The 26,829-nt window shown below is 59.9% G+C and carries 26 protein-coding genes; 18 read left to right on the top strand and 8 right to left on the bottom strand.

The annotated features are described in order from the left end of the window. Positions 1–6: 6 nt before the first annotated feature. The 13 genes from BN1188_RS05615 (at position 7) to glmS (ending at position 12,297) form a co-directional block, all read left to right on the top strand. The gene (locus BN1188_RS05615) at positions 7–879 is read left to right on the top strand and encodes a ParB/RepB/Spo0J family partition protein (RefSeq protein ID WP_040260402.1); all 873 of its coding nucleotides are present in this window, start codon (positions 7–9) and stop codon (positions 877–879) included. Positions 880–1,027: 148 nt separating this feature from the next. Continuing rightward, positions 1,028–1,435: a F0F1 ATP synthase subunit I gene (locus BN1188_RS05610; protein ID WP_040260401.1), complete on the top strand. Its 408-nt coding sequence runs from the start codon at positions 1,028–1,030 to the stop codon at positions 1,433–1,435. Between the two features lie 16 nt (positions 1,436–1,451). Next, entirely contained in the window at positions 1,452–2,321 is an 870-nt protein-coding gene (gene atpB / locus BN1188_RS05605; protein WP_040260400.1) for a F0F1 ATP synthase subunit A, read from the top strand. A 160-nt stretch (positions 2,322–2,481) separates the two neighbouring features. Then, on the top strand, positions 2,482–2,739 hold the full coding sequence (gene atpE / locus BN1188_RS05600; RefSeq protein WP_003097235.1) for a F0F1 ATP synthase subunit C: 258 nt from the start codon (positions 2,482–2,484) through the stop codon (positions 2,737–2,739). 55 nt (positions 2,740–2,794) lie between these two features. Continuing rightward, on the top strand, positions 2,795–3,265 hold the full coding sequence (locus tag BN1188_RS05595) for a F0F1 ATP synthase subunit B (protein ID WP_040260399.1): 471 nt from the start codon (positions 2,795–2,797) through the stop codon (positions 3,263–3,265). A gap of 12 nt (positions 3,266–3,277) precedes the next feature. Further along, positions 3,278–3,814: a F0F1 ATP synthase subunit delta gene (locus BN1188_RS05590; protein WP_040260398.1), complete on the top strand. Its 537-nt coding sequence runs from the start codon at positions 3,278–3,280 to the stop codon at positions 3,812–3,814. Between the two features lie 21 nt (positions 3,815–3,835). Beyond that, on the top strand, positions 3,836–5,380 hold the full coding sequence (atpA, locus tag BN1188_RS05585) for a F0F1 ATP synthase subunit alpha (protein WP_040260397.1): 1,545 nt from the start codon (positions 3,836–3,838) through the stop codon (positions 5,378–5,380). A gap of 48 nt (positions 5,381–5,428) precedes the next feature. Next, positions 5,429–6,289 (top strand): F0F1 ATP synthase subunit gamma, encoded by an 861-nt coding sequence (atpG, locus tag BN1188_RS05580; RefSeq protein WP_040260396.1) that lies wholly within the window; start codon positions 5,429–5,431, stop codon positions 6,287–6,289. A 27-nt stretch (positions 6,290–6,316) separates the two neighbouring features. Next, a complete protein-coding gene (gene atpD / locus BN1188_RS05575; protein ID WP_040260395.1) occupies positions 6,317–7,693 on the top strand; it encodes a F0F1 ATP synthase subunit beta in 1,377 nt (458 codons plus the stop codon). A 43-nt stretch (positions 7,694–7,736) separates the two neighbouring features. Beyond that, positions 7,737–8,162: a F0F1 ATP synthase subunit epsilon gene (locus BN1188_RS05570; RefSeq protein ID WP_040260393.1), complete on the top strand. Its 426-nt coding sequence runs from the start codon at positions 7,737–7,739 to the stop codon at positions 8,160–8,162. A 77-nt stretch (positions 8,163–8,239) separates the two neighbouring features. Next, entirely contained in the window at positions 8,240–9,604 is a 1,365-nt protein-coding gene (gene glmU / locus BN1188_RS05565) for a bifunctional UDP-N-acetylglucosamine diphosphorylase/glucosamine-1-phosphate N-acetyltransferase GlmU (RefSeq protein ID WP_040260392.1), read from the top strand. An 80-nt stretch (positions 9,605–9,684) separates the two neighbouring features. Further along, positions 9,685–10,458 (top strand): DeoR/GlpR family DNA-binding transcription regulator, encoded by a 774-nt coding sequence (locus BN1188_RS05560; protein ID WP_040260391.1) that lies wholly within the window; start codon positions 9,685–9,687, stop codon positions 10,456–10,458. Positions 10,459–10,464: 6 nt separating this feature from the next. Then, a complete protein-coding gene (glmS, locus tag BN1188_RS05555; RefSeq protein ID WP_040260390.1) occupies positions 10,465–12,297 on the top strand; it encodes a glutamine--fructose-6-phosphate transaminase (isomerizing) in 1,833 nt (610 codons plus the stop codon). Positions 12,298–12,383: 86 nt separating this feature from the next. Here glmS and BN1188_RS05550 read toward each other — a convergent pair whose 3' ends face one another. Together BN1188_RS05550 and cls are read right to left on the bottom strand one after the other, a co-directional pair. Further along, positions 12,384–12,674 (bottom strand): hypothetical protein, encoded by a 291-nt coding sequence (locus tag BN1188_RS05550; RefSeq protein WP_052469164.1) that lies wholly within the window; start codon positions 12,672–12,674, stop codon positions 12,384–12,386. 100 nt (positions 12,675–12,774) lie between these two features. Beyond that, complete coding sequence (gene cls / locus BN1188_RS05545; protein ID WP_040260389.1) at positions 12,775–14,214, bottom strand: cardiolipin synthase; 1,440 nt, start codon at positions 14,212–14,214, stop codon at positions 12,775–12,777. 122 nt (positions 14,215–14,336) lie between these two features. Here cls and BN1188_RS05540 point away from each other — a divergent pair, with 122 nt between their 5' ends. Next, positions 14,337–14,864: a DUF3617 domain-containing protein gene (locus BN1188_RS05540; RefSeq protein ID WP_052469163.1), complete on the top strand. Its 528-nt coding sequence runs from the start codon at positions 14,337–14,339 to the stop codon at positions 14,862–14,864. 14 nt (positions 14,865–14,878) lie between these two features. Here the strand turns inward: BN1188_RS05540 and BN1188_RS21910 are convergent, their stop codons facing one another. Beyond that, positions 14,879–15,253, bottom strand: coding sequence for a hypothetical protein (locus BN1188_RS21910; RefSeq protein ID WP_040260388.1), 375 nt, complete (start codon positions 15,251–15,253; stop codon positions 14,879–14,881). Here BN1188_RS21910 and BN1188_RS05530 point away from each other — a divergent pair. Continuing rightward, the gene (locus tag BN1188_RS05530; RefSeq protein WP_040260387.1) at positions 15,252–16,169 is read left to right on the top strand and encodes a CobW family GTP-binding protein; all 918 of its coding nucleotides are present in this window, start codon (positions 15,252–15,254) and stop codon (positions 16,167–16,169) included. The genes BN1188_RS21910 and BN1188_RS05530 overlap by 2 nt on opposite strands. A 3-nt stretch (positions 16,170–16,172) precedes the next feature. On the opposite strand, the gene BN1188_RS05525 is transcribed toward BN1188_RS05530, so the two are convergent. Next, positions 16,173–16,562, bottom strand: a complete 390-nt coding sequence (locus tag BN1188_RS05525) for a DUF3301 domain-containing protein (RefSeq protein WP_040260385.1) — start codon at positions 16,560–16,562, stop codon at positions 16,173–16,175. Between the two features lie 116 nt (positions 16,563–16,678). Here BN1188_RS05525 and pdxY point away from each other — a divergent pair, with 116 nt between their 5' ends. After that, positions 16,679–17,551 carry a pyridoxal kinase PdxY gene (gene pdxY, locus BN1188_RS05520; protein WP_040260383.1) on the top strand — a complete coding sequence of 291 codons (873 nt, stop codon included), beginning with the start codon at positions 16,679–16,681 and terminating at the stop codon, positions 17,549–17,551. Positions 17,552–17,573: 22 nt separating this feature from the next. Here pdxY and BN1188_RS05515 read toward each other — a convergent pair whose 3' ends face one another. Next, the gene (locus tag BN1188_RS05515) at positions 17,574–18,059 is read right to left on the bottom strand and encodes an acyl-CoA thioesterase (protein WP_040260382.1); all 486 of its coding nucleotides are present in this window, start codon (positions 18,057–18,059) and stop codon (positions 17,574–17,576) included. A gap of 208 nt (positions 18,060–18,267) precedes the next feature. Here BN1188_RS05515 and BN1188_RS05510 point away from each other — a divergent pair, with 208 nt between their 5' ends. Beyond that, positions 18,268–20,022 carry a cation:proton antiporter gene (locus BN1188_RS05510; protein WP_040260380.1) on the top strand — a complete coding sequence of 585 codons (1,755 nt, stop codon included), beginning with the start codon at positions 18,268–18,270 and terminating at the stop codon, positions 20,020–20,022. An 18-nt stretch (positions 20,023–20,040) separates the two neighbouring features. Here the strand turns inward: BN1188_RS05510 and BN1188_RS05505 are convergent, their stop codons facing one another. From BN1188_RS05505 to uvrD, 3 genes are all read right to left on the bottom strand, one after another. After that, positions 20,041–20,448: an SMI1/KNR4 family protein gene (locus BN1188_RS05505; protein WP_040260378.1), complete on the bottom strand. Its 408-nt coding sequence runs from the start codon at positions 20,446–20,448 to the stop codon at positions 20,041–20,043. A 128-nt stretch (positions 20,449–20,576) separates the two neighbouring features. Beyond that, on the bottom strand, positions 20,577–21,431 hold the full coding sequence (locus BN1188_RS05500) for a Tim44 domain-containing protein (RefSeq protein WP_040260377.1): 855 nt from the start codon (positions 21,429–21,431) through the stop codon (positions 20,577–20,579). A gap of 173 nt (positions 21,432–21,604) precedes the next feature. Further along, positions 21,605–23,791: a DNA helicase II gene (gene uvrD / locus BN1188_RS05495; protein WP_040260376.1), complete on the bottom strand. Its 2,187-nt coding sequence runs from the start codon at positions 23,789–23,791 to the stop codon at positions 21,605–21,607. A 152-nt stretch (positions 23,792–23,943) separates the two neighbouring features. Here uvrD and BN1188_RS05490 point away from each other — a divergent pair, with 152 nt between their 5' ends. Further along, positions 23,944–26,829, top strand: a complete 2,886-nt coding sequence (locus tag BN1188_RS05490) for an EAL domain-containing protein (protein ID WP_052469162.1) — start codon at positions 23,944–23,946, stop codon at positions 26,827–26,829.

Raw genomic sequence — 26,829 nt, 5'->3', positions numbered from 1 at the left:
ATAGCAATGGCTGTGAAGAAACGAGGGCTTGGCCGAGGCCTCGATGCACTGCTGAGCGGGCCGACGGCGTCCGCGCTGGAAGCGCAGGCTGAAAAAGTCGACCCAAAGGAATTGCAGCACCTGCCTCTGGACGTCATCCAGCGGGGCAAGTATCAGCCGCGGCGTGACATGGATCCCCAGGCCCTGGAAGAGCTGGCTCAGTCTATCCGCAGCCAGGGCCTCATGCAGCCCATCGTGGTTCGCCCGATCGGTAACGAGCGCTACGAGATCATCGCGGGCGAGCGTCGCTGGCGCGCCAGCCAGCAGGCCGGACTGGAGCGTATTCCCGCCATGGTCCGTGAAGTGCCGGACGAAGCCGCCATTGCCATGGCCTTGATCGAGAACATCCAGCGCGAAGACCTGAATCCGTTGGAAGAAGCGATCGCTTTGCAACGACTGCAACAGGAATTCCAGTTGACGCAACAGCAGGTGGCGGAGGCTGTGGGTAAGTCTCGTGCCACGGTGACCAACCTGATGCGGCTGATCACCCTGCCGGAAGGTATCAAGACCATGCTCGCGCATGGGGATCTGGAAATGGGCCACGCTCGGGCGCTGCTGGGCTTACCGGAGGCGCGACAGCTCGAAGGGGCGCGACATGTTGTCGCACGTGGGCTGACCGTGCGCCAGACCGAGGCACTGGTACGCCAATGGCTGAGCGCTCCGCAGGCACCCCAGGAACCCACCCGCATGGACCCGGACATTGCTCGTCTGGAACAGCGCCTGGCAGAGCGGCTGGGCTCCGCGGTACAGATACGCCATGGTCAGAAGGGCAAGGGGCAGCTGGTGATCCGCTACAACTCCCTGGATGAACTGCAAGGCGTTCTTGCCCACATTCGCTGAAACAATTGAGTTTGGGGTGAACAGTCGGAAAAGCCTCGCTGGCAGTTGAACAGGGGCTGAACCGCCCCTATACTCTGCGCGCATTTTGTCGGCACATTCTATGCCAAGTCGTCGATGTACGGCAGGCCGACACCGAGGAGTCATGTTGATGGAAACCCGCACGCCAAACCGCTTGCCCTTCCATCGTTGGGTGGTTTTCCCCGTCCTCGTTGCGCAATTGGTCACGCTTCTGGTCGCTGCCCTGGTGCTCTGGCAGTGGCAGGGTCCGACCAGCGGGTATTCAGGCTTGTGTGGGGGTCTGATTGGCTGGTTGCCAAATGTTTATTTCGCCATGAAGGCGTTCCGCTTCAGCGGCGCCCGAGCGGCACAAGCCATCGTCCGGTCTTTCTACGCCGGCGAGGCGGGCAAACTGATTTTGACGGCAGTGCTGTTCGCACTGGCGTTCGTAGGGGTAAAGCCACTGGCGCCGCTGGCGCTGTTCGGCGTGTTCTTCTTGACCCAGGTGGTCAATTGGTTCGCACCCTTGCTCATGAGAACAAGATTTTCGAGACCTTAGGGCGTTTGAGGCAACCATGGCAGCAGAAACCGCTTCGGGCTATATACAGCACCACCTTCAGAACCTGACCTTCGGCAAGCTCGCTGACGGTAGCTGGGGCTTCGCCCACAGCGCCGCGGAAGCCAAGGCCATGGGCTTCTGGGCTTTCCACGTCGACACCCTCGGCTGGTCCGTTGCCCTGGGCCTGATCTTTGTCCTGCTGTTCCGCCTGGCGGCGCGCAAGGCGACATCCGGCCAGCCAGGCCGTCTGCAGAACTTCGTCGAAGTGCTCGTCGAGTTCGTCGACGGCAGCGTGAAGGACAGCTTCCATGGTCGCAGCGCGGTCATCGCTCCCCTAGCGCTGACCATCTTCGCCTGGGTGTTCCTGATGAACGCCATTGACCTGATCCCCGTGGACTGGATTCCACAGATCGCCGCCAAGCTGACCGGCGACCATGAGATCCCGTTCCGCGCCGTGCCCACCACGGACCCGAACGCTACGCTCGGCATGGCGTTTTCGGTCTTCGCGCTGATCATTTTCTATAGCATCAAGGTCAAGGGCCTTGGCGGTTTCATCGGCGAACTGACCCTGCACCCCTTCAGCAGCAAGAACATGGCCGTGCAGATCCTGCTCATCCCGGTCAACTTCCTGCTCGAGTTCGTGACCCTGATCGCCAAACCGATCTCCCTGGCGCTCCGGCTGTTCGGCAACATGTACGCCGGCGAGCTGGTGTTCATCCTGATCGCCGTGATGTTCGGCAGCGGCCTGCTCTGGCTCAGTGGCCTAGGGGTTGCGTTGCAATGGGCGTGGGCGGTGTTCCACATCCTGATCATCACGCTGCAGGCTTTCATCTTCATGATGCTTACCATCGTCTACCTGTCGATGGCACACGAAGATAACCATTAAGGCTCGTCTGGCGCGTCTTAGTCTTTCCCGGTGGCCTAGCGGCCATTGGGGAAGAGAGCCGCAACCCGGCGCCTGTGCCGTGACGGCTCTGTGAATACTTGCTTTACCGCTTTAAACCTAAGAAAACCTAACCAATACGACGTAAAAGTCGGGAGGAAAGATGGAAACTGTAGTTGGTCTGACCGCTATCGCTGTTGCTCTGCTGATCGGCCTGGGCGCACTGGGTACCGCTATCGGCTTCGGCCTGCTGGGCGGCAAGTTCCTGGAAGGTGCTGCTCGCCAGCCAGAAATGGTTCCCATGCTGCAAGTCAAGATGTTCATCGTCGCTGGTCTGCTCGACGCCGTCACCATGATCGGTGTTGGTATCGCTCTGTTCTTCACCTTCGCGAACCCCTTCGTTGGTCAGATCGCTGGCTGATCACTCACTCCCGAGTGAGTGGGTGTGATGTACAAAGAACGAGCGAGGTGTTGGCGTGAACATTAATGCAACCCTGATAGGCCAGTCCGTTGCGTTCTTCATTTTCGTGTGGTTCTGCATGAAGTGCGTATGGCCTCCGGTCATCGCGGCTCTGCAGGAACGCCAGAAGAAGATCGCTGATGGCCTGGATGCTGCCAGCCGTGCTGCTCGCGACCTGGAATTGGCCCAAGACAAAGCGGGTCAACAACTGCGCGAAGCCAAGGCCCAGGCAGCCGAGATCATCGAGCAGGCCAAGAAGCGCGGTGCGCAGATCGTTGACGAAGCCCGTGAACAGGCTCGTCTCGAGGCTGAGCGCGTGAAGGCGCAGGCTTCGGCTGAGATCGAGCAGGAACTCAACAGTGCCAAGGACGCCCTGCGTGCCCAAGTGGGCCTGCTGGCTGTCACTGGCGCCGAGAAGATCCTCGGGTCTTCCGTTGATCAGAACGCGCACGCAGAGCTGGTAAACAAACTGGCTGCTGAAATTTAAGCGAGGGCGATCATGGCAGAACTGACCACGTTGGCCCGACCTTACGCTAAGGCGGCCTTCGAGCATGCGCAGGCCCACCAGCAACTGGCCAATTGGTCAGCCATGCTCGGCCTGGCTGCAGCGGTGTCGCAAGACGACACCATGCAGCGACTGCTCAAGGCCCCGCGACTGACGAGCGCAGAAAAGGCCGCCGCCTTTATCCAAGTGTGCGGTGACAAGTTCGATGCACAGGTACGTAATTTCATTCACGTGGCCGCGGAAAACGAGCGTCTCCAGCTATTGCCGGAGATCTCGGCGCTGTTCGACCTGTACAAGGCCGAACAGGAAAGATCCGTGGATGCGGAAGTCACCAGTGCCTTCGCATTGAACCAAGAACAGCAAGACAAACTCGCCAAGGTTCTCAGTGCACGGCTCGGCCGGGAAGTGCGACTGCACGTTGCGGAGGATGCCAGCCTGATCGGTGGTGTCGTCATCCGCGCCGGTGACCTGGTAATCGATGGCTCGGTGCGCGGGAAGATCGCGCAACTGGCCGAAGCACTGAAATCTTGAGTTTGAAGGGGCAGCAGAGCAATGCAGCAACTCAATCCTTCCGAAATTAGCGAAATCATCAAGGGGCGCATCGAACAACTCGATGTCACCTCTCAGGCCCGCAACGAAGGTACCGTCGTCAGCGTTTCTGACGGTATCGTGCGGATCCATGGTCTGACCGACGTCATGTACGGCGAAATGATCGAGTTCCCAGGTGGCGTCTTCGGTATGGCGCTGAACCTGGAGCAGGACTCCGTCGGCGCCGTCGTGCTGGGTGCCTACAACACCCTCGCCGAGGGCATGAGCGCCAAGTGCACCGGCCGTATCCTCGAAGTGCCAGTGGGCAAGGCCCTGCTCGGTCGCGTCGTGGACGCGCTGGGCAACCCGGTAGACGGCAAGGGTCCACTGGGCCACACCGAAACCGACGCGGTCGAGAAAGTCGCGCCTGGCGTAATCTGGCGTAAATCGGTAGACCAGCCTCTGCAGACTGGCTACAAGGCCGTCGACGCCATGATCCCGGTAGGCCGTGGCCAGCGTGAGCTGATCATCGGTGACCGCCAGATCGGCAAGACCGCCATGGCCATCGACGCCATCATCAACCAGAAGAACAGCGGTGTCTTCTGTGTGTATGTGGCTATCGGCCAGAAGCAGTCCACCATCGCCAACATCGTCCGCAAGCTCGAAGAGCACGGCGCGCTGGCCAACACCATCATCGTCGCCGCCTCGGCGTCCGAATCGGCAGCCCTGCAATACCTGGCGCCGTACTCGGGCTGCACCATGGGCGAGTACTTCCGCGACCGCGGTGAAGACGCGCTGATCGTGTACGATGACCTGTCCAAGCAGGCCGTGGCCTACCGCCAGATCTCCCTGCTGCTGCGCCGTCCGCCAGGACGCGAAGCGTACCCAGGCGACGTGTTCTATCTCCACTCCCGCCTGCTGGAGCGCGCTTCCCGCGTGTCCGAGGAATATGTAGAGAAGTTCACCAACGGCGCTGTCACCGGCAAGACCGGTTCCTTGACCGCGCTGCCGTTGATCGAGACCCAGGCCGGTGACGTTTCGGCGTTCGTACCAACCAACGTGATTTCCATCACCGATGGTCAGATCTTCCTGGAATCGGGCATGTTCAACTCGGGCATCCGTCCGGCGGTCAACGCCGGTGTTTCGGTATCCCGTGTAGGTGGCGCCGCTCAGACGAAGATCATCAAGAAGCTGTCCGGTGGTATCCGTACCGCGCTGGCCCAGTACCGTGAACTGGCTGCGTTCGCGCAGTTCGCTTCCGACCTGGACGAAGCGACCCGCAAGCAGCTGGAGCATGGTCAGCGCGTTACCGAGCTGATGAAGCAGAAGCAATACGCGCCAATGTCCATCGCCGAGATGTCCCTGTCGCTGTACGCGGCCGAGCGTGGCTTCCTGACCGACGTCGAAATCGACAAGATCGGAAGCTTCGAGCAGGCGCTGATTGCTTACTTCAACCGCGATCACGCCGACCTGATGGCGAAGATCAACGTGAAGGGCGACTTCAACGACGAGATCGACGCCGGTATCAAGGCGGGTATCGAGAAGTTCAAGGCCACCCAGACCTGGTAAGCCGCAGCGGGGGCTTCGGCCCCCGCTTGCTAACCTGATAGGTGAGACATGGCAGGCGCAAAAGAGATTCGCGGCAAGATTGCGAGCATCAAAAGCACGCAAAAAATTACCAGCGCCATGGAAAAAGTGGCGGTCAGCAAGATGCGCAAGGCACAACTGCGCATGGCTGCGAGCCGTCCCTACGCGGACCACATCCGCCAGGTAATCGGGCATCTGGCCAACGCCAACCCCGAATACCGTCATCCCTTCATGGTCGAGCGCGCCGTCAAGCGCGTCGGTTATGTAGTGGTGAGCAGCGACCGTGGTCTGTGTGGCGGCTTGAACACCAACCTGTTCAAGGCCCTGGTCAAGGACATGGCTGCCAACCGCGCCAATGGTGTGGAAATCGACCTCTGCGTGGTCGGCAGCAAAGGCGCTTCGTTCTTCCGTAGCTTCGGTGGCAACGTCGTCGCCGCCATCAGCCACCTGGGCGAAGAACCGTCGATCAACGACTTGATCGGCAGCGTCAAGGTGATGCTGGATGCCTACCTCGAAGGCCGTATCGACCGTCTGTGCGTAGCGTCCAACAAGTTCGTCAACACCATGGTGCAAAAGCCCGTGGTAGAGCAGTTGGTACCGTTGGTTGCAACCCCGGATCAAGCGCTCAAGCACCACTGGGACTACCTGTACGAACCCGACGCCAAGGAGCTGCTGGACGGCTTGATGGTGCGTTACGTGGAGTCGCAGGTCTACCAGGCGGTAGTGGAGAACAACGCTTCTGAGCAAGCGGCGCGGATGATCGCCATGAAGAACGCCACCGACAACGCCGGTGACCTGATCAGCGAATTGCAGCTGGTCTACAACAAGGCGCGTCAGGCTGCGATCACCCAAGAGATCTCGGAAATCGTCGGCGGCGCTGCCGCGGTTTAACGGTTCAAATATTCAGAGGATCCAGCTATGAGTAGCGGACGTATCGTTCAAATCATCGGCGCCGTGATCGACGTGGAATTCCCACGTGACAGCGTGCCGAGCATCTACAACGCCCTGAAGGTTCAAGGCGCTGAAACCACCCTGGAAGTCCAGCAGCAGCTGGGCGATGGCGTGGTGCGTACCATTGCGATGGGTTCGACCGAAGGCCTCAAGCGTGGCCTGGACGTGATCGACACCAACGCGGCCATCGCGGTACCCGTGGGTAAGGCTACCCTGGGCCGCATCATGGACGTGCTGGGCAACCCCATCGACGAAGCCGGCCCGATCGGCGAAGAAGAGCGCTGGACCATCCACCGCGCGGCTCCATCGTTCGCTGACCAGGCTGGCGGCAACGAACTGCTCGAAACCGGCATCAAGGTAATCGACCTGGTGTGCCCGTTCGCCAAGGGTGGCAAGGTTGGCCTGTTCGGCGGCGCCGGCGTGGGCAAGACCGTGAACATGATGGAACTCATCCGTAACATCGCCATCGAGCACAGCGGTTACTCCGTGTTCGCCGGTGTGGGCGAGCGTACCCGTGAAGGGAACGACTTCTACCACGAGATGAAAGACTCCAACGTTCTGGACAAGGTAGCGCTGGTCTACGGCCAGATGAACGAGCCACCAGGAAACCGCCTGCGCGTTGCCCTGACCGGCCTGACCATGGCCGAGAAATTCCGTGACGAAGGTAACGACGTACTGCTGTTCGTCGACAACATCTATCGTTACACCCTGGCCGGTACCGAAGTATCCGCACTGCTGGGCCGTATGCCTTCCGCGGTAGGTTACCAGCCGACCCTGGCCGAAGAGATGGGCGTTCTGCAAGAGCGCATCACCTCCACCAAGCAGGGTTCGATCACCTCGATCCAGGCCGTATACGTGCCCGCGGACGACTTGACCGACCCGTCGCCAGCTACCACCTTCGCCCACCTGGATGCGACCGTGGTACTGTCCCGTGACATCGCTTCGCTGGGTATCTATCCCGCGGTAGACCCGCTGGACTCCACCTCTCGCCAGCTGGATCCACTGGTGATCGGCCAGGAACACTACGACACCGCTCGTGGCGTGCAGTATGTGCTGCAGCGTTACAAAGAGCTGAAAGACATCATCGCCATCCTGGGTATGGACGAGCTGTCGGAAAGCGACAAGCAGCTGGTGTCCCGTGCGCGGAAAATCCAGCGCTTCCTGTCCCAGCCGTTCTTCGTGGCCGAAGTCTTCACCGGTGCTCCAGGCAAATACGTTTCCCTGAAAGACACCATCGCGGGCTTCAAAGGCATCCTCAACGGTGACTACGACCACCTGCCAGAGCAGGCGTTCTACATGGTCGGCAGCATCGAAGAAGCGATCGAGAAGGCCAAGAAACTGTAATCCCGGCGCCCGGCAACGGGCGCTTTCAGGTTGAGGCAAGTAGATGGCTATGACTGTCCATTGCGATATCGTCAGCGCGGAAGGGGAGATCTTCTCCGGCCTGGTAGAGATGGTGATCGCGCACGGTAACCTGGGTGATCTCGGTATCGCTCCAGGCCACGCGCCATTGCTGACGGACCTGAAGCCAGGTCCGATCCGCTTGATCAAGCAAGGTGGCGAAGCCGAGGTGTTCTACATCTCGGGTGGTTTCCTCGAAGTGCAGCCGAACGTGGTAAAGGTCTTGGCCGATACCGTGCAGCGCGCCGCCGACCTCGATGAAGCCTCCGCCCAGGCGGCCGTGAAAGCGGCCGAGCAGGCGCTGAACGAAAAGGGCTCGGACTTCGACTACAGCGCTGCCGCAGCGCGTCTGGCCGAAGCCGCTGCCCAACTGCGTACCGTGCAGCAGATCCGCAAGAAGTACGGTGGATAACTCCTCGGTCCTCCTGCGCGATTGAGTAAAAGGGTAGCCTCGGCTACCCTTTTTCTTTTTTCGCTGTCAGGCCTTCCATGTCTCTTGATATCGTTATCCTCGCCGCAGGCCAGGGCACACGCATGCGCTCCGCGCTGCCCAAGGTCCTGCACCCGGTCGCTGGCCGCTCAATGCTGGGGCATGTTATCCACAGCGCCCGCCAACTCGAGCCGAGTGGCATCCACGTCGTGATTGGCCATGGTGCCGAACAGGTGCAGCAAGCGTTCGCCGCCGAAGACATCCAGTTCGTGATTCAGGCGCAACAGCTGGGTACAGGCCATGCGGTAGCACAGGCTCAGCCTGGCCTGGATTCCACGATTACGCTCATCCTCTATGGTGATGTACCGCTTATCCAGCCAGCTACCCTGCAGGCGCTCTTGACCTTGGTCAATGAAGACCAGGTAGCACTGTTGACTGTCGAACTGGCAGATCCTACCGGCTACGGGCGGATCACCCGCGACGGTAATGGAAAGGTGACAGGCATCGTTGAACACAAGGACGCCAGTGAAGCGCAACGGCGTATTACCGAAGGCAATACCGGCATTCTGGCCATGCCTACCGCCCGCCTGGCTGGGTGGATGGGACGGTTGTCCAACCAGAACGCACAAGGGGAATACTACCTGACAGACATCATTGCCATGGCCGTGGCGGATGGGCTTACCGTGGCTACTCAAACAGCAGAAGAGCCGATGGAAGTACAGGGCGCCAACGACCGACGCCAGTTGGCGGAGCTCGAGCGCTATTACCAGCGTCGCGAAGCCGAAAGACTGATGACCGCCGGCGTGACCCTGCGTGATCCAGCTCGCCTCGATGTCCGGGGAGAGGTGACAACCGGCCGGGATGTGCTGATCGACGTCAACGTGGTACTGGAAGGGCGAGTTGTCATCGAGGACAGCGTCCAGATAGGCGCCAATGTGGTAATACGTGATTCGACTCTCAGGCAAGGAGCCGTCATCAAGCCGTTCACCCACCTCGAAGGCGTGATAGTAGGGGAGGCTGCCGACGCGGGGCCCTTCGCGCGGCTGCGTCCTGGTACCGTACTGGAAGCGAGGGCGCATGTGGGCAACTTCGTCGAACTCAAGAACGCTCATATGGGGCCTGGGGCCAAGGCCGGGCATTTGAGCTACCTGGGGGATGCCAGCATAGGTGCGCGTACCAACATAGGCGCGGGTACCATCACTTGCAACTACGATGGTGCCAACAAGAGCCGCACCACCTTGGGCGAGGATGTGTTCATCGGTTCCAACAATGCGTTGGTTGCTCCCGTTTCAATTGGCGACGGCGCCACTACGGCGGCTGGTTCCACCATTACCAGCGACGTGCCTGCTGAACAACTGGCCGTAGCGCGGGCACGACAGCGCAACGTTGAAGGCTGGACCCGCCCTCGCAAGAAAACGACCTAACGGCCGAGTTGCGCTTGACAGCCAAGGCCTAAAAGTTTTGAATGCGCGCATTAACTTTCGAATCGAAAGATACGAGCGCAATGACGAAACGCAATACGCCTCAACGCCGCCACGCTATCCTCGCCTTGCTCAATGAGCAGGGCGAGGTCACCGTGGAGGCGCTCGCGCGGCATTTCCAGACATCGGAAGTCACGGTCCGCAAGGACTTGGCAGCCTTGGAGAGCAACGGGCTGCTGCTGCGTCGCTATGGCGGCGCAGTGCCGGTGCCACAGGAATTGATTGTCGATCCGGGCCAGAAAGTTTCGGTTCATAAGCAAGCCATTGCCAAGGCAGCCGTGGGCCGAATCAAGGAGCATGCGCGAATCATCATCGACAGCGGCAGTACCACTGCTGCCATGATCCCACATCTCGGCCGCCAGCCCGGTCTGGTGGTGATGACCAACTCGTTGCAGGTGGCGACGGCTCTGCGCGAGCTTGAGCCTGAACCGGTATTGCTGATGACCGGAGGTACCTGGGACCCGCATTCTGAATCCTTCCAAGGACAGGTGGCCGAACAGGTGCTGCGCTCGTATGACTTCGACCAGTTGTTCATTGGCGCCGACGGTCTGGACCTGGAGCGTGGCACCACCACGTTCAATGAATTGCTGGGCCTGAGCCGAGTGATGGCCGAGGTCGCGCGTGAGGTAATAGTACTGGCTGAAGCTGACAAGCTCGGCCGTCGCATTCCAAACCTCGAGCTGCCTTGGAGCAGCGTTCATACCCTTATTACTGATGATCGCCTGCCCCTCGAGGCTCGCGAGCACATTCAGGCGCGCGGAGTCCGGCTGATCTGCGCCGCCCCTAGCCAGGAGTAGCAAACCATGTGCGGAATCGTAGGCGCCATCGCTGAACGTAACGTGACGCCGATCTTGATCGAAGGCTTGAAGCGTCTGGAGTACCGGGGCTACGACAGTGCCGGCGTCGCTCTCGTCACAGCAGCGGGGGCCTTGGAGCGGTGTCGCCGCACCGGCAAAGTCAGTGAGCTGGAAGCTTCCTTGCAAGCCAAGCCGCTCACCGGCCGGCTGGGTATCGCCCATACTCGCTGGGCAACCCATGGCGCGCCCACTGAACCGAACGCACACCCGCATTTTTCCAATGGCCTGGCGGTTGTACACAACGGGATCATTGAGAACCACGAGCCGCTGCGCGTGCAGTTGCAAGCCCGGGGTTATCAGTTCGAGTCACAGACCGATACCGAGGTCATCGCCCACCTGCTGCATTGGGAGCTGCAGAGTCAACCCGACCTGATTGACGCGCTTCGCTTGACCGTTGCCCAGTTGCATGGAGCCTACGGCCTTGCAGCGGTTTCCCTGACCCAACCAGACCGCCTCGTGGCGGCTCGCAGCGGCAGCCCTTTGGTGGTCGGCCTGGGCCTTGGAGAAAACTTCCTGGCCTCGGATCAACTGGCCCTGCGCCAGGTCACCGACCGATTCAAATACCTGGAGGAGGGTGACATTGCCGAGATCCGTCAGGACGGTGTGAAGATCTGGACTCGCGAAGGGCAGCCGGTGCAGCGTGAGACGGTGCAATACCACGAAGGCGCCGAGGCGGCGGACAAAGGCGAGTACCGTCACTTCATGCTCAAGGAAATCCATGAGCAGCCCAAGGTCGTGCAACGTACCCTCGAAGGCCGGCTCGGTGAAGGTCAGGTGCTGGTGGAGGCCTTTGGGCCCAAGGCAAGGTCCCTCTTCGAGCGCGTGCGCAACGTGCAGATCGTCGCCTGTGGCACCAGCTACCACGCCGGCATGGTCGCCCGGTATTGGCTAGAAGGGCTTGCCGGCATTCCCTGCCAGGTCGAGGTGGCCAGTGAGTTTCGTTATCGCAAGGTGGTAGTACCCACCGACACCTTGTTCGTCACCATCTCGCAATCCGGTGAAACGGCGGACACCCTTGCTGCGCTGCGCTATGCCAAGGCCCTCGGCTTCGCTGGCAGCCTGGCGCTGTGCAACGTGGGTATCAGCTCACTGGTGCGGGAATCCGACCTGACGTTGCTTACCCAGGCTGGGCCGGAAATTGGGGTAGCTTCCACCAAGGCGTTCACAACCCAGCTGGTCGGCCTGATGCTGTTGACTCTGGCCCTGGGGCAGGTCAAGGGCGGCCTGGAAGAGGGCATGGAAGCGCGCTTGGTGGAAGAGTTGCGGCGCCTGCCCGTGCGCCTGGGTGAAGCCCTGGCGATGGACGCTACCGTCGAGAAGGTCGCTCAGCTTTTTGCCGAGAAACACCATACGCTTTTCCTCGGGCGCGGTGCACAGTTCCCTGTGGCCATGGAAGGGGCGCTCAAGCTCAAGGAGATCTCCTATATCCACGCCGAAGCTTACCCGGCCGGCGAACTCAAGCATGGCCCCTTGGCGCTGGTGGATGCAGATATGCCGGTGGTAACAGTCGCGCCGAATAATGAGCTGCTGGAAAAGCTGAAGTCCAATCTTCAGGAAGTACGTGCCCGGGGCGGGGAGCTCGTGGTCTTCGCTGATGTAGAAGCCCAGCTAAGCAACGGCCCGGGCACCACAGTGGTGGCCATGCCCCATGTGATCGATGCCCTCGCGCCCATCCTTTACACCGTGCCGCTGCAGTTACTCTCCTACTACGTGGCAGTATTGAAGGGTACTGACGTTGATCAGCCACGGAACCTGGCCAAGTCGGTGACAGTGGAGTAGGGCATCCGTGGGCAAGCAGGTAAAAGAAGGCGCTTGATCCTGCCCACCGACTGGCGCTGCGCGTACGTAGCGCCATTCGCGTAACCCTACGGATCACTCAATAGCGTGTGGAAGGGGTACACCTCGCTCGGATGAAAGCTGATCCGTTCCCCTTCCACGGTCACGCAGCGCTCGTGCGCTACTATGCGTAACTGCTTGCCGCTGATGAACGTCAGGCTGTGGATCGTCCGGGTATCTTCGTGCTCGATTCGGTGTTCCACGAGCTCCAGCAGATTCATCAGTCCCACGCCTGCGGAAGGATGGTTGATGGTCAATGTACTGCGTGCAGTCGCCAGGTCTGTTGCATCGAGGGTTTCCCAAAAGGTTGCTTTTCCCATGTCGTGCTCACTTGCTTGAACGAGTTGGGAATTACAACGCTTGTGCCTGGCGTTGGCTGTCGGGCCGTTCCTAAACCTACGTAGGAATCCGAGCAGGTTTTTAGAGAACTGGGGAAATAAGCCGAGCGATGCGCATGCCCAGTTTCAATACACGGTGGGTTTTCTTGCTATCGGCCACGGTGAGTTCCTTGGCGAGAGCGAAATCCTGTTCCAGCATGTCGCTGACTTGGCTGGCGAAGCCTTCGTCGATGGTCAGCAACATCACTTCGAAGTTGAGGCGGAAAGAGCGGTTGTCCATGTTCGCGCTGCCGATGGCGCTGATTTCGTTATCCACAAGCACCACTTTCTGATGAAGGAAGCCTGGCTGGTAACGGAAGATGCGAATACCGGCCCGTACTGCCTCGCTGGCATAGAGACTTGAAGCTGCGTAGACGACGCGATGGTCTGGCCGTGAAGGTATGAGAATGCGCACGTCCACCTTGCGCAGTACCGCCAGGCGCAATGCCGCGAACACGGCCTCATCGGGTATGAAGTAGGGGGTGGTGATCCAGAGACGATGTTCCGCGCTGTTGATCGCCTCGATGAAGAACAGTGCGCAGGTTTCCTGAGCATCCGCTGGGCCCGTGGCCAAAACCTGGCAGAGCGCACCCTCGTCAGGGTATGTGTCTGGCAATAGCAGCGGCGGCAGCTCTCTCGCCGCCCAGAACCAGTCTTCGGCAAAGCTCTCCTGCAAGCAGGCTACTGCCGGGCCTGTGACCCAGACATGGGTATCTCGCCATGGGCTTAGCGGTGGAAGGTCCCCCAGGTACTCGTCGCCTACGTTATGCCCACCCAGGAAGGCGATCTTGCCATCGACTACGACGATCTTTCGATGGTTGCGGAAGTTTACCTGGAAGCGATTCAAGCCGGCCCGCCCGGCAGAGAAAGCATGAACCTGTACGCCACCGCGTTTCAGGGTGTCCACATACCGGCGGGATAGCGCATGGCTGCCGATACGATCGAACAGCAGGCGAACGCTGACCCCTTGTCCAGCCTTTTCCAGGAGCGCAGCCTGCATCCTCCGCCCGATCAGGTCGTCGTGGATGATGAAGAACTGGATCAGGATGACCCGCTCGGCGCCACGGATCGCTTCGAATATTCTTTCGAAGGTCGCTTCGCCGTTTATCAACAGGCCTACATTATTATTTGCCAGGCAAGGCATGCGACCCAGACGGGGTAGGGCACGCAAGCGCGAGTAGGCGCTTGATGCCTTGGCCGCGAGGGCCTCGTCTACCCACGGGCGCCAGTTGAGGTGAGCGATCGCGTCCTGCATCTCCCGGTTGGCTTGGCGTCTGGCTTCGATGTATTCGTCGAAGGTGCTTCGACCGAATACCAGGTAGGGCAACAAGGTTAGGTAGGGGATGAAGAACAGCGACATGGCCCAGGCAATTGCACCTTGGGCCGTACGCACCGTCAGAAGCGCATGAATGGCCGCGACGGCCCCTACAGTATGAATGAGACCAAGTACGTAACCGAAGAACGCTGCGCTATGAGTATCCATGCATTGCCTATGCATCCTGGCGGGGTTCACTCTATGACTACGCGCAGCGGCAAATGTGCAAGCGGTTCGCTGCAACGTCTGGCTAAGCGCAGCGTCCAAGCAAAGCCAACAAGGAGTCGAATATGAAAGGTACCTCGATTGTTCTGATGCTCGCGGCGCTTGGTGGAGCGGTATCCGCTCATGCCCAGATGCTTCGCCCCGGCCTTTGGGAGCTGACTACCAGCCAGATGGAAGTGGAAGGCAAGCCCTTGCCGGACTTGCAAGTCATGCTGGGCCAGTTGCGTAATCTGCCCCCGGAACAGCGAGCCATGATGGAACAGGTCCTGGCCAAGCAAGGCATAACGGTGGGTGGCAATGGCATTCGCTCATGCCTGACTCCGGAACAGGTACGTACCGACGATATACCGCTGCAAGACCCTCAATCCGGATGCACTCAGCGCATCACTGAACGCAATGGCAATATTTGGAAGTTTTCTTTTACCTGCCCTAAAGCCCAAGGCGCGGGACAGGCTACCTTTCTGAGTGATCGGGAATTCACTACCCAAGTCGCCGGCACCTTCAACACCTCCGGTGTTACACAGAAAGGTAGCATGAATACTCGTGCCCTGTGGTTAGGCGCTGAATGTGGCAGTGTCAAGCCGCGTCAATAGTTCCACGTGGAACATCAGGGCTTTTCCCAGCGTCCTTGGCTCCGGTTTTCACAGAAGGGTTTCAAGTAGCGGGTATCGCTGGCGATGCCGTAGTAGTGTATGTCTTGCTCGTAAGGCAGGTTATCGACTCGCGCGCCTTGGCATACCCCAAATGCCCCCGAGGGGCATTGAGCCATGTAGGCGACTTCCGTCTTCTGATCCTTAAGGGCAGGGCGGCAGAAGCCATCATGGAACAACTCTGCGGGAATGGTTCGGTTCTGTTGGCAAACCTTCACATCCAGCCGATCTCCCTGGCTGTGGATGAGGCAAGCCTCTGCACGGGCTTGCAGATGCTGACCCGAACATAGGACGATGATAGCTATCCTCAGGGCGCGGCATATATCCGGCATGTTTGAAAATATCCTTACGTATGTACTGGCTGGCCCGCTAGGCGCAGGCAAAACCACCTTGGCCAGGCATCTGCTTAAACAGCATTCACCTGGCCAGCGCTGGGCAGTGCTGGTCAATGAATTCGGCGATATCGGGCTGGATGCCGCGCTCCTGGGCGCAGACGATGGTAGCTCAGTGGTCGAAATCGCGGGAGGCTGTGTTTGTTGCGTGAATGGCGCGCCTTTCACTGCCGCGCTTGCTCGATTGATCCGCGCTCGGAAGCCGACCCATCTACTGATCGAGCTTTCCGGCTTGGGCCACCCCATGCCTTTGTTAGATCAGCTGCGCTTGCCACCCTGGGAACGGGTATTGAACATACAACCACCCATTGTCGTGGTGGATGCTTTGCAACTGGCGAGGCGCGCCGATTCATCTCTTTCCAGGGTGAGGCCATTGTTGATGGGCCGACATGTACTTGTCATCAACAAAGCGGACCAAGTACCAGTACATGCTCGTGGCGAAATAGAGCTAAGCCTGGGGCATACAGGTTATTGGGTCAGCCAAGGCGCGTTACCCGAGGAGGCATTGGTTTCTACCAGAGCTCATGGGCCGGGCCAGCCGGGCCAGCCAGGCAAACGCCTGGTTGCTGTTCCTTCGATTGACGCACCTGGGCATTGGAGCCGAGGCTGGCGATTGCAACCGGCGCAGCGGGTGATACGGCAGAACATAGAAGCGATGCTGCAACGGCTACCCTGGATCCGCGCGAAGATGATCTTGCATACCGAGCAAGGGTGGTACTCGGCCAATCTACTGCCTGGACAACCTTATGCATGGCAACCCACTGAGTGGCGCCGAGACAGCCGGCTTGAATTGATCTTCGACCAACCTCAGGACCAAGCCGACCTCGATGCACAGTGGGCCCGTTGCCTAGGGTAAGGATCACGGCCGGGTGCGTTTGTGAGTCTGACGCCATTCGGCGAGTTCAATGATTTCCGCGCTGGGTTGCTTCTTGATCTCGAATGGATAGGGGGCCAATTCAATCTGTGCCGAATGCGGCCCGAATTGGGTGATGGTCCCTGGGTGGCGCTGCTCGCCAGTGACGGTAAATTCGAAACCATAGATGCGAGCAAAACGCTTGCGCCCCTTGGCGTCCCGTACGAATGCGAATCGCTTGAAAGCGACGTTGTCGTCGAGCAAGTCCAGGTCCAGTTGATTGCAATGGCTACGCACCTTCGCCAAGGCTTTTTCCCGCAGCCCATGGTTATGCCAGAACCAAGCCCCAGCACAAGCCACGACCAGCAATACGGCAAGATTTTCGAGGGTCAACATCGACGAAGGCTCCATCAGGACTCATGCAGCTTAACTGCCTGCCCGGTCTGTCGTACAGCGCGCTTTTCACGCAATATTAGACATCTGAATCAGCCTTTGATGCGCCGGAATCCTCAATGAAACGCACCCCTCATCTGCTCGCCATCCAATCTCATGTGGTCTTCGGCCATGCGGGTAACAGCGCGGCGGTTTTTGCCATGCAACGGCTTGGCGTCAACGTCTGGCCTCTCAATACCGTTCAGTTCTCCAACCATACCCAGTATGGCCACTGGAAAGGCGACGTGCTGCCGGCAAGGCAGATTCCTCAACTGGTCGAGGGTATCGGGGCTATCGGCGAGCTGGGTAATTGCGATGCGGTACTGAGCGGCTATCTGGGCAGCGCAGACCAGGGCGAGGCGATCATGCAGGCAGTGGCGGCAGTGAAGTCGGCCAATCCTCGCGCACTGTACCTATGCGACCCGGTAATGGGGCATGCCGAAAAAGGCTGCGTGGTAGCGCCCGAAGTCACCGACTTCCTACTGACCGAGGCGTTGCCCAGGGCAGACCTGCTGTGCCCGAACCAGCTGGAGCTCAATACCTTTACCGGCCGCACGGCCGATACCCTCGAAGAGTGCGTGCAGATGGCCCGGAGCCTACTCGACCGTGGGCCGGGTATGGTCATGGTCAAGCACCTGGCTTACCGTGCCAAGCAGGCGAGCGACTTCGAGATGCTGCTCGCGACCCCTACGCACACCTGGCACCTGCGCCGTCCGTTGCTTGCCTTTCCCCGCCAGCCCGTTGGTGTAGGGGACCTGACATCCGGGCTGTTTCTCTCCCGTCTGCTTCTGGGCGACAGCCCAGTGGCTGCCTTCGAGTTCACGGCCGCCGCGGTACATGAGGTCATGCTGGAAACCCAGGCTTGTGCCAGCTACGAGCTACAGCTGGTACGTGCCCAGGATCGTATTGCCCATCCACGAGTAACCTTTCAGGCGACCCCCTTGACGCATTGACCTCACGCGGCGGCGGTCAGCTTCAGATACCGTCCGCCTTGAGCTCCTGGTATCGCTGCTCCAGCTCCTGGCGAATCTGCCGCCGTTGTTTGCCCTGCGCGAAGCGGCGCTTTTCCTCGCTGGTCTGGGGCGTGCGCGGTGGTACTGGCACCGCGCGGCGGTTGTCATCCATGGCTACCATGGTGAAGAAGCAGCTGTTGGTGTGCCGAACGCTACGTTGCTGGATGTTTTCGGTTACCACCTTGATGCCTACCTCCATGGATGTATTGCCGGTGTAGTTCACCGATGCCAGGAAGGTAACCAGCTCGCCCACATGAATAGGTTCGCGGAAGATCACCTGATCCACTGACAGAGTGACCACATAGCGGCCTGCGTAGCGGCTGGCGCAGGCATAAGCCACTTCGTCCAGATACTTCAGCAGCGTGCCGCCGTGAACATTGCCGGAAAAGTTGGCCATATCCGGGGTCATCAGGACGGTCATCGTCAACTGGGCGTTTCCAGGTTCCATAAGAAGGCTCACGGTGTGAAATTCAGGAAGGCGATCTCGCGCCGCCGCTTGGGTGAATACTGCTGACGCAACTGCCGTGGGCTACGTCACCGGTACCGCTATTTCAGCGATTTCCTACTACTACTTCATTTCGGCATATTGCCGAAGACCGGAACCCTTTCCCACGGATGTTAGGGTAAGGCCTATTTAACATCTGAAGGAGGCCGCAGTGCACGCCATTGCCTTTATACAAGACCTGGCAGTCATCATGCTGGTCGCCGGCATCGTAACGGTTATCTTCCATCGCTTGAAGCAGCCGGTCGTGTTGGGCTATATCGCCGCCGGGTTCATTATCGGCCCGCACACGCCGCCGTTCGGCTTCATCCATGACGAGGAAACCATCAAGACCCTGGCAGAACTGGGGGTGGTGTTCCTGATGTTCTCCCTGGGGCTGGAATTCAGCCTGCGCAAACTCTTCAAGGTTGGCGCCACGGCCTTCGTAGCTGCCCTACTGGAAATTACCCTGATGGTCTGGGTGGGTTATGAAATCGGCCATGCCTTTGGCTGGGGCACCATGGATGCACTGTTCCTGGGGGCAATCCTGGCCATTTCTTCCACCACCATCATCGTGAAGGCTCTGAATGATCTCAACATGAAACATCAGCGCTTTGCCCAGTTGATCTTCGGAGTGTTGATCGTTGAAGACATTCTGGGCATCGGCATCATTGCCTTGCTCTCCGGTATTGCCGTCAGTGGCACCGTCAGTTCTGGAGAAGTGGCGGCCACGGTCGGCAAACTAGGCCTGTTCATGGTCGTGGCCCTAGTGGTAGGCATCCTGCTGGTGCCTCGCTTGCTTGGCTACGTCGCCAAGGCCAATAGCGATGAAATGCTGCTCGTCGTTGTGCTGGGCCTGTGTTTCGGCTTTTGCCTGCTGGTGGTCAAGCTGGGCTACAGCATGGTATTGGGGGCGTTTCTCATCGGCGCGATCATGGCCGAATCCGCTCAGTTGCGAAAGATCGAGCGACTGGTCGAGCCGCTGAGAGATACCTTCAGCGCCATTTTCTTCGTGGCTATCGGGCTGATGATCGAGCCCAAGGTACTGGTAGAATACGCCGGCCCTATCCTGGCGATCACCGCGGCCGTGGTGATCGGCAAAGTCGTCTCCTGCAGCCTCGGCGCCTTCCTGGCCGGCAATGATGGACGAACATCTCTGCGCGTTGGCATGGGCTTGTCCCAGATCGGCGAATTCTCCTTCATCATAGCCGCCTTGGGCATGACCCTGCAGGTGACCAGCGACTTCCTTTATCCAGTGGCCGTGGCGGTATCGGCCATTACCACCTTGCTTACCCCCTATCTGATTCGCTGGGCCGACCCCTTCGCCTTGCACTTGGCGCGCTGGGTGCCCATGCCGCTGGCACGGGTATTCGGTACCTATGGTGAGTGGCTGCGGGGTATCCGTCTTGAAGGTGAGCGGGCAGCCCTGGCGGCCATGGTGCGCCGCATTCTGATGCATGTGGGAGTCAACCTGGCGCTTGTCGTTGCTATCTTCCTGAGTTTGGCCCACTTCGCCGGCCCTATCGGGCAATGGTTGTCACCTTGGATAACGGGGGATGAGGGTCAGAAAGGGGTGCTCTGCGCCGCGGCCCTCATCCTGTCCATGCCGTTCCTGGTGGCCGCCTATCGAAAGCTGGGGGCATTATCCCTGTTGCTTGCCGAGGCAGGCGTAAGGCCTCAGTTGGCGGGGCGGCATACCGATCGGGTGAGAGGGATCATGGCCCAGGTCATACCGGTCATATTCCTGGGTCTGGTCCTTTTACTGCTTGCCGCGCTCTCGGCCAGTATTTTGCCTACCCGGGAAATGTTGATAGTGGTTGCGCTGGCAGTGTCGATCTTCGCTATCTTGTTCTGGCGCTGGCTGATTCGCATCCATGCCCGCATGCAGGCAGCCCTGATGGAGACTCTGGACAGCCCTAGCGGGCATTGAAGCGTCCACGAGGGGCGTTCAGCTTTCCAGCCACACGTCCCTTGCCCAATGCCATACGGATTCCCAGCTGTCTTCGGTAACCAGCTCTTCATCACCGCTCCAGAGGACGACAGTGCCGTCCTCTTCGACGCAGTAATAATCTTCGCCATCCTGGCACAGCGGAATGAGGTCGCGTGGAACGCCAGCGTCCCAGGCATTCGCGGCGACTTCCGGGAGATAGGTATGAGACTGCGGGTCTGTAACGGTTACAGGCTCCAGGCTGCCATATACCACGTCGCTCACGGTAAGGAGGAATTCCTTGAATACAAAAGGAATGTTGATGAACAGCTGTTCCTCGATTTCGACCAGAAGGTCCTCGTCGGGTAGCTCTAGCGGGACAGGGACGGGTTCGTTGGCTTCCCGGAGTTGTTCGATGACTTCTTCCACGATGACAGACCTATGGCTTCGACACGTTGAGCGGAGTTGCTCAAGAGATTCTAATTCATAGCCTGAAAAGCAAAACCCCGGATGAGAATATCCGGGGTTTTGGTGCCGAGTGGCGTACCACGCTTGTTTCAACCGTTCTGACGGATACCGGCAATCAGCCAAGGCTGGTTCTCGCCCTGCTGGCGTTCCATGTTCCAGCTCTCGCTGAAGGCTTCGCCTTTATCGAAGCGGGAATCCTTGGAAACACCGGTAAAGGTCAGGGTCGCGATGGTGCGATCAGAGCGATCATCGACGCCATCCAGTTGCACGGACAGGTTATCGATATAGGTGGACTGGTAGCCGTCGCCCAAGGATGCCCGTTCCTGACGCAGGAATTGCAACATCTGCGGAGTGACATACTCGGAGATCTTGTCCATCTCGTTGGCATCCCAATGCTGCTGCAGGGTCATGAAGTGCTCACGTGCCGCGGCCAGGAAGCTCTGTTCATTGAACCACGCCGGTGCCTGGATGACAGGGCGCGCCTGAGTGGCCGCACCCGCGCCAAAGGGCGACTGGGCTTGAGGTGCCTGGTAGGCCTCACGCTGGTAGGCCGGATGCCCCGCCATCGCCATCTGCGGCTGCTGCTTGCGGCGACGAGAAGAGATGAAGCGGAAGATCACGAAGGCAACCAGGGCCAGCAGCAGGAAGTCCAGGAACTGGAAGCCCTCGAAGCCATCGCCCATGAACATGGAGGCCAGCAGGCCGCCTGCGGCTATACCGGCGAGCGGGCCAAGCCAGCGGGAAGCACCGCTAGGCGCGCCGGGTGCGCGACCGGGCTGTGCCGGGGTGGTGGCGGCTGGTTGAGAGGGGGCGGCCTGGCGGGTCTGGTGTGTCGGCGCCGCGCCTAACGATTTACCACCGCCAAAGCGTTTGGCGGCATTGGCATCCAGGCTCAGCGTGAGGCTGAGACAAAGCGCCATGGCGATGCTTAGAAAACGTTGCATGAAGGCATTCCCATGTCTAATGGACGTAGCACTGGCCATGTTGCACGCCAGTAGGGGGCATAGCTAGCGAGAGAGTGTTTCCGGCTTTTACGGAAATTTCCTACAGCAGCTAACCTGCCCATGTAGGGACTGAGGCTTTTAGCTGTAGGAAGTTTCCTTGATAAGCCGTAGTGTCAGTCCAGCGGAACCAGCTTGGCGTAGCCAAGCATCAGCCACTTACTGCCTTCTTCGAAGTTGACCTGTACCCGAGCCTGGGCACCTGCGCCTTCGAAGTTGAGGATCACCCCTTCGCCGAACACCGCGTGCTGAACGCGCTGGCCAAGGTTGAACACCGTGTCGGGAATACCGGCCTGACCGAAGATATTGCCGATATTAGGCTTGGCAGGCGCACCGAATGGCCGGCTCACGCTGTTGGAAAGACGTACTTCCTTGAGCAGGTTCGCAGGGATTTCCCGCACGAAGCGAGAGACCTTGTTATAGGTTTCGCTCCCGTACAGGCGTCGCGTCTCGGCATAAGTCATCACCAGCTGCTGCATGGCTCGGGTAATGCCGACGTAAGCCAGGCGCCTTTCTTCCTCGAGCCGGCCAGGTTCTTCCAGGCTCATCTTGTGGGGGAACAACCCTTCTTCGAGCCCCACCAGGAACACATAGGGGAATTCCAGACCCTTTGCGCTATGCAGCGTCATCAGCTGGATGCTGTCTTCGTGCTCCTCGGCCTGGGTGTCGCCGGCCTCCAGCGAGGCGTGTCCCAGGAAAGCGGCCAGAGGGCTGAGGTCTTCTTCTCCGTCGCCGTTTTCGAAGTTGCGCGCGGCGCTGACCAGTTCCTCGAGGTTTTCTACCCGGGCCTGGCCTTTTTCGCCTTTTTCTTCCTGGTGGTAAACGATCAGCCCCGAATGCTCGATGACCGTCTGGGTCATCACATGCAAGGGCATGGTTTCGGTGCGGGCCGCCAGGTCCTCGATGAGGTCCATGAATGCCTGGAGCGCGTTGGCCGCTCGTCCCGTCACGCCTTTGTTCGCCACCAATTGGCGAATCGCTTCCCACATGGAAACCTGGGCCTGGCGGGAATGCGCGCGGATGGCTTCCACGGTTTTTTCGCCAATGCCTCGTGGCGGGACATTGATGACCCGCTCAAGCGCGGCATCGTTGGCCCGCCCATCCAGGAGTCGCAGGTAGGCCATGGCGTTCTTGATTTCGGCACGCTCGAAGAAGCGCTGCCCGCCATAGATCCGATAGGGAATGCGTTCGCGCAGCAAGGCTTCTTCCAAGACCCGCGATTGGGCGTTGGAACGGTAAAGAATGGCGATCTCGCTGCGCGCCAGGCCAGTCTTGAGCGCGCTCTCGATGGTTTCCACCACGTAACGGGCTTCGTCGTGCTCGTTATAGGCCGCATACAGGCTGATCGGCTCGCCATCGCCGCCTTCGGTCCAGAGTTCCTTTCCCAGTCGGCCGCTGTTATTGGCGATCAATGCGTTGGCGGCATTGAGGATGCCGGCGGTAGAGCGGTAGTTCTGCTCCAGGCGGATAAGCTCGGCGTCCGGGAAGTCAGTGGTGTACTGGCGAATGTTTTCGATGCGCGCGCCGCGCCAGCCATAGATGGACTGGTCATCGTCGCCCACCACCATCAGACTCTGTCCGCCCTTGGCCAGCAGCCGCAGCCAGGCGTACTGAACGGCGTTGGTATCCTGGAATTCGTCGACCAGCACATGACGGAAACGCCGCTGGTAGTGTTCCAGCAGGCTGGGGTGGTCACGCCAGAGGTCCAGCGCGCGCAACAGAAGCTCGGAGAAGTCGATCACCCCCGCACGCTCGCAGGCGGCCTCGTAGGCTTCGTAGATACTACGCATCGTTGCCAGGAAGAGGTCGCCATTGGGCTGGATATGCTGCGGACGAAGGCCTTCGTCTTTCTGCCCATTGATGAACCACTGCGCCTGGCGGGCCGGCCAGCGTTGCTCATCCAGGCCAAGCTCGCGGATCACTCGCTTGACCAGCCGCTGCTGGTCGTCCCCATCGAGAATCTGGAAGCTCTGCTTGAGCCTGGCTTCCTGCCAGTGAGCGCGCAGGAGGCGATGTGCCAGGCCGTGGAAGGTCCCGACCCACATGCCGGCGGGGCTGGCCCCAATGAGCTGTTCGATGCGGTGACGCATCTCCGCCGCGGCCTTGTTGGTGAAGGTCACCGCCAACAGGGAATGCGCAGAGGCATGTTCCACCTGCATCAACCATGCGATGCGGTGAACCAGTACGCGGGTTTTGCCAGAGCCGGCGCCCGCCAGGACCAACTGACGCCCAACCGCGGCGGCGACCGCCTGGCGTTGAGCATCGTTGAGGGAATTGAGCAGTAAGGAGAGGTCATCGTGCATGGCCGCATTCTAGGACGGCGGTATAGGCCACGGCAAACGCGGCTTACGACCGGGCGGCGGCCAGATGGGTTCCAGTTACCGAGCACTGCCGCCATGGCCTGAAAGTTGTGTATGCTGCCAAGGCATCCGACGGGTCTGACAAGAATAAGCCTATGGCCTTCGTATACCGTTCCGTTGAGCGGTCTGCGCCCTTACAAGGCGTCCTGGACACCGATTTTTCCGCCAGTCTGGCGGTGGAGCGCACGCGCCTGTTATATCAGGGCTCGCTGGTGCCTACCTTGTTGATGCTGCTCACCGGTCTCATCTGCTCCTGGCTGCTATGGACACCCGGCCATCATGTTCTGGTCAGTGTCTGGCTGGGCTGGCTGATGACGCTGGTAGCCTTGCGGGTCATCCAGGTGGCAGCCTTCGACTCTTCAATGCCGGAACGCCAGGCCGCGCCGTTGTGGCGACGAATGTTCCTGCTGGGCTCGGCGGCCAGTGGCCTGACCCTGGCCGGCGCTGCCATCGTGCTGGAGCCTTTCGAGAGTTTCTTGCAGCAGGCCTGGATCTTTGGCCTGCTTGGGGCGGCCGCCTTATCGGCCAGCATCGCCTATGCCGTCAGTTTCACTGCTTTCCTCAGCTTTGTACTGCCCTGCCTGGTGCCGCCCATCCTCTGGCTGTTTATCCATGAAGGCCCTCACCAACGTGGTTGGGCCTGGCTGGGGCTCATGCTGCTCGGGTCGCTGTGCATCGTTGCCTGGCAGGTCAATCGCCTTATCGAGCGTAGCCTGCTTCGGCGTTTCCAGAACCAGGCGTTGATCGCGAGCCTGCGCGAGGAGCAACGGCTGATCTCACGCCTGAACAGTGAAATGAGCGAAGAGATGGAGCGGCGAAGCGCTGCCGAGCAGGCCCTGCGCGCGGTTCAGGCAACCCTCGAAGAACGTGTCGCGCAGCGCAGCCGACAATTGGACCAGGCCAACCAGGCTCTGAGCAAAAGCCAGGCTCGCCTGGCGTTGGCATTGGAAGCCAGCGAGCTGGGCATGTGGGACTGGGACCTGCGAACGGACGAAGTGCATCACACCGAGCTCGAGCGGCTGTTCGGCATCGCCCAGCAGGACAGGCCTGTTCTGCTCAAGCACCTGAGGCCACGCTTGCATCCGGACGACGTGCCTGCACTGAAGCGTAGGTTGATCGACCACCTGAAAGGGCGCACTGAGGATTACTGCGTCGAGTACCGGATCCGCCACAGTGATGGCCGTTGGCTATGGGTAGAGGATCGAGGCCGGGCGGTGGAGCGCACGGCTAGTGGTCGCGTGCTGCGCATGCTCGGTACCCGGCGTGACATCACCGCGGTGAAGGAGCAGCAGGAACAGCAGCGATTGGCTGCCACTGTGTTCGAAGCCATGAGCGAAGGCATCGTGGTGCTCGATCCCGAATTCACCATACTGGCCGTCAATCAGGCCTTCACGCGCATCACTGGGTATCCAGGTTCTGCCTGCATTGGCCAGGCACTGCTGGAATTGCCATGCAGCCGCGACCTGCGGCGCCAATTTCCTCAAGTACACCAGGCCCTCCTGGAGCGAGGCGGCTGGCAAGGAGAATTGGTCGAAGCTCGACACAATGGCGAGCTTTACCCGCAATGGTTGCAGGTCAGCCCTATTCTCGATGGCCACGGGGTGCTCAGCCGGGTCGTGGTGTTCTGTTCGGACCTGTCTTCCCGGCGCGCTTCGGAAGAGCGCCTTCACTACCTGACCTACCATGATGAGTTGACCGGCCTGGGCAACCGCAGCCTGTTCCGCCAGCGCCTGCATGATGCCAGCCAGCGGGCCCGCCACAACGGACGCAGCCTGGCCCTGCTCTATATCGACCTGGATCGTTTCAAACTGCTCAATGACAGTCTCGGCCACGATATGGCCGACCAGGCCTTGCGCCAGATCGCCAAGCGCATCTGCGCCGCGTTGCCTGAGGCCGATACGGTCGCCCGACTGGGTGGCGATGAATTCGCGGTACTGTTCGATGCCTATACGAGCCTCTCCGGGCTGATCCGAATGACCACGCGTCTGCTGACCAAAATCCGCGCACCGCTTCACCTCAATGAGCACGATCTCACGCTGACGGCTTCGATCGGTATCAGCATGCTGCCCGATACGGCCCGGGAGGGGGCCTTGTTGCTGGGACAGGCAGACATTGCCAGGCAGCAGGCCAAGCGATTGGGCGGCGACGGGTTCCAGTTCTTCACCGAGAATATGCAGGGGCATGCCCATGATCGCCTGCAACTCGAGCACCAATTGCGTCGCGCGCTGGAGCTTGGCCAGCTGGAAGTCTTCTATCAACCCAAGCTGGACCTGCGCAGCCAGGTAGTGGGCGGGGTGGAGGCGCTGATCCGCTGGCGCCATCCACAACGCGGCCTGATCGGCCCAGACACTTTCATAGAATTGGCCGAGGAAACCGGGTTGATCACTGCGATCGGCGAATTCGTATTACGCACCGCCTGCCGACAGGCTAGGGAATGGCAACGGCAGGGTTTCGGTGAGCTGCGCATGTCAGTCAATCTCTCCGGGCATCAACTGCGTTATGGCAACCTGGTCACGCTCATACGACAGGTGCTCGCCGAAAGCGGGCTGTCGCCTGAGGCACTGGAACTGGAACTGACAGAGAGCCAATGGCTGGACAACCTCAGCGGCATCCAGGCGACCTTCACCCAACTGCGCGCATTGGGGATAAAGCTGGCGATCGATGATTTCGGGACGGGTTATTCGGCATTGAGCTACCTCAAGCATCTCCCCGTGGACTACGTAAAGCTCGACCAGGCCTTTATCAAGGAGCTTGGGGAAAGCAGCGCTGATGCGGCCATCACCCAGGCGGTGATTACCATGGCCCATGGCCTGGGCCTGCAAGTCACCGCTGAAGGCGTCGAGAACCAGGTTCAGTTGAAAGTGCTACAAGGCCAGGGCTGCGATGAAGTGCAAGGTTACCTGGTAGGCCGCCCGGTCGCCGCCGATGACTTCCAGCACTGGCTTGCCGTACGTGGCAATGAAGGTGTACCCCTTGTTTGA

It is taken from the genome of Pseudomonas massiliensis (assembly GCF_000826105.1).
GTDB classification, from domain to species: domain Bacteria; phylum Pseudomonadota; class Gammaproteobacteria; order Pseudomonadales; family Pseudomonadaceae; genus Aquipseudomonas; species Aquipseudomonas massiliensis.
This window is presented reverse-complemented; position numbering and strand designations above follow the sequence as displayed.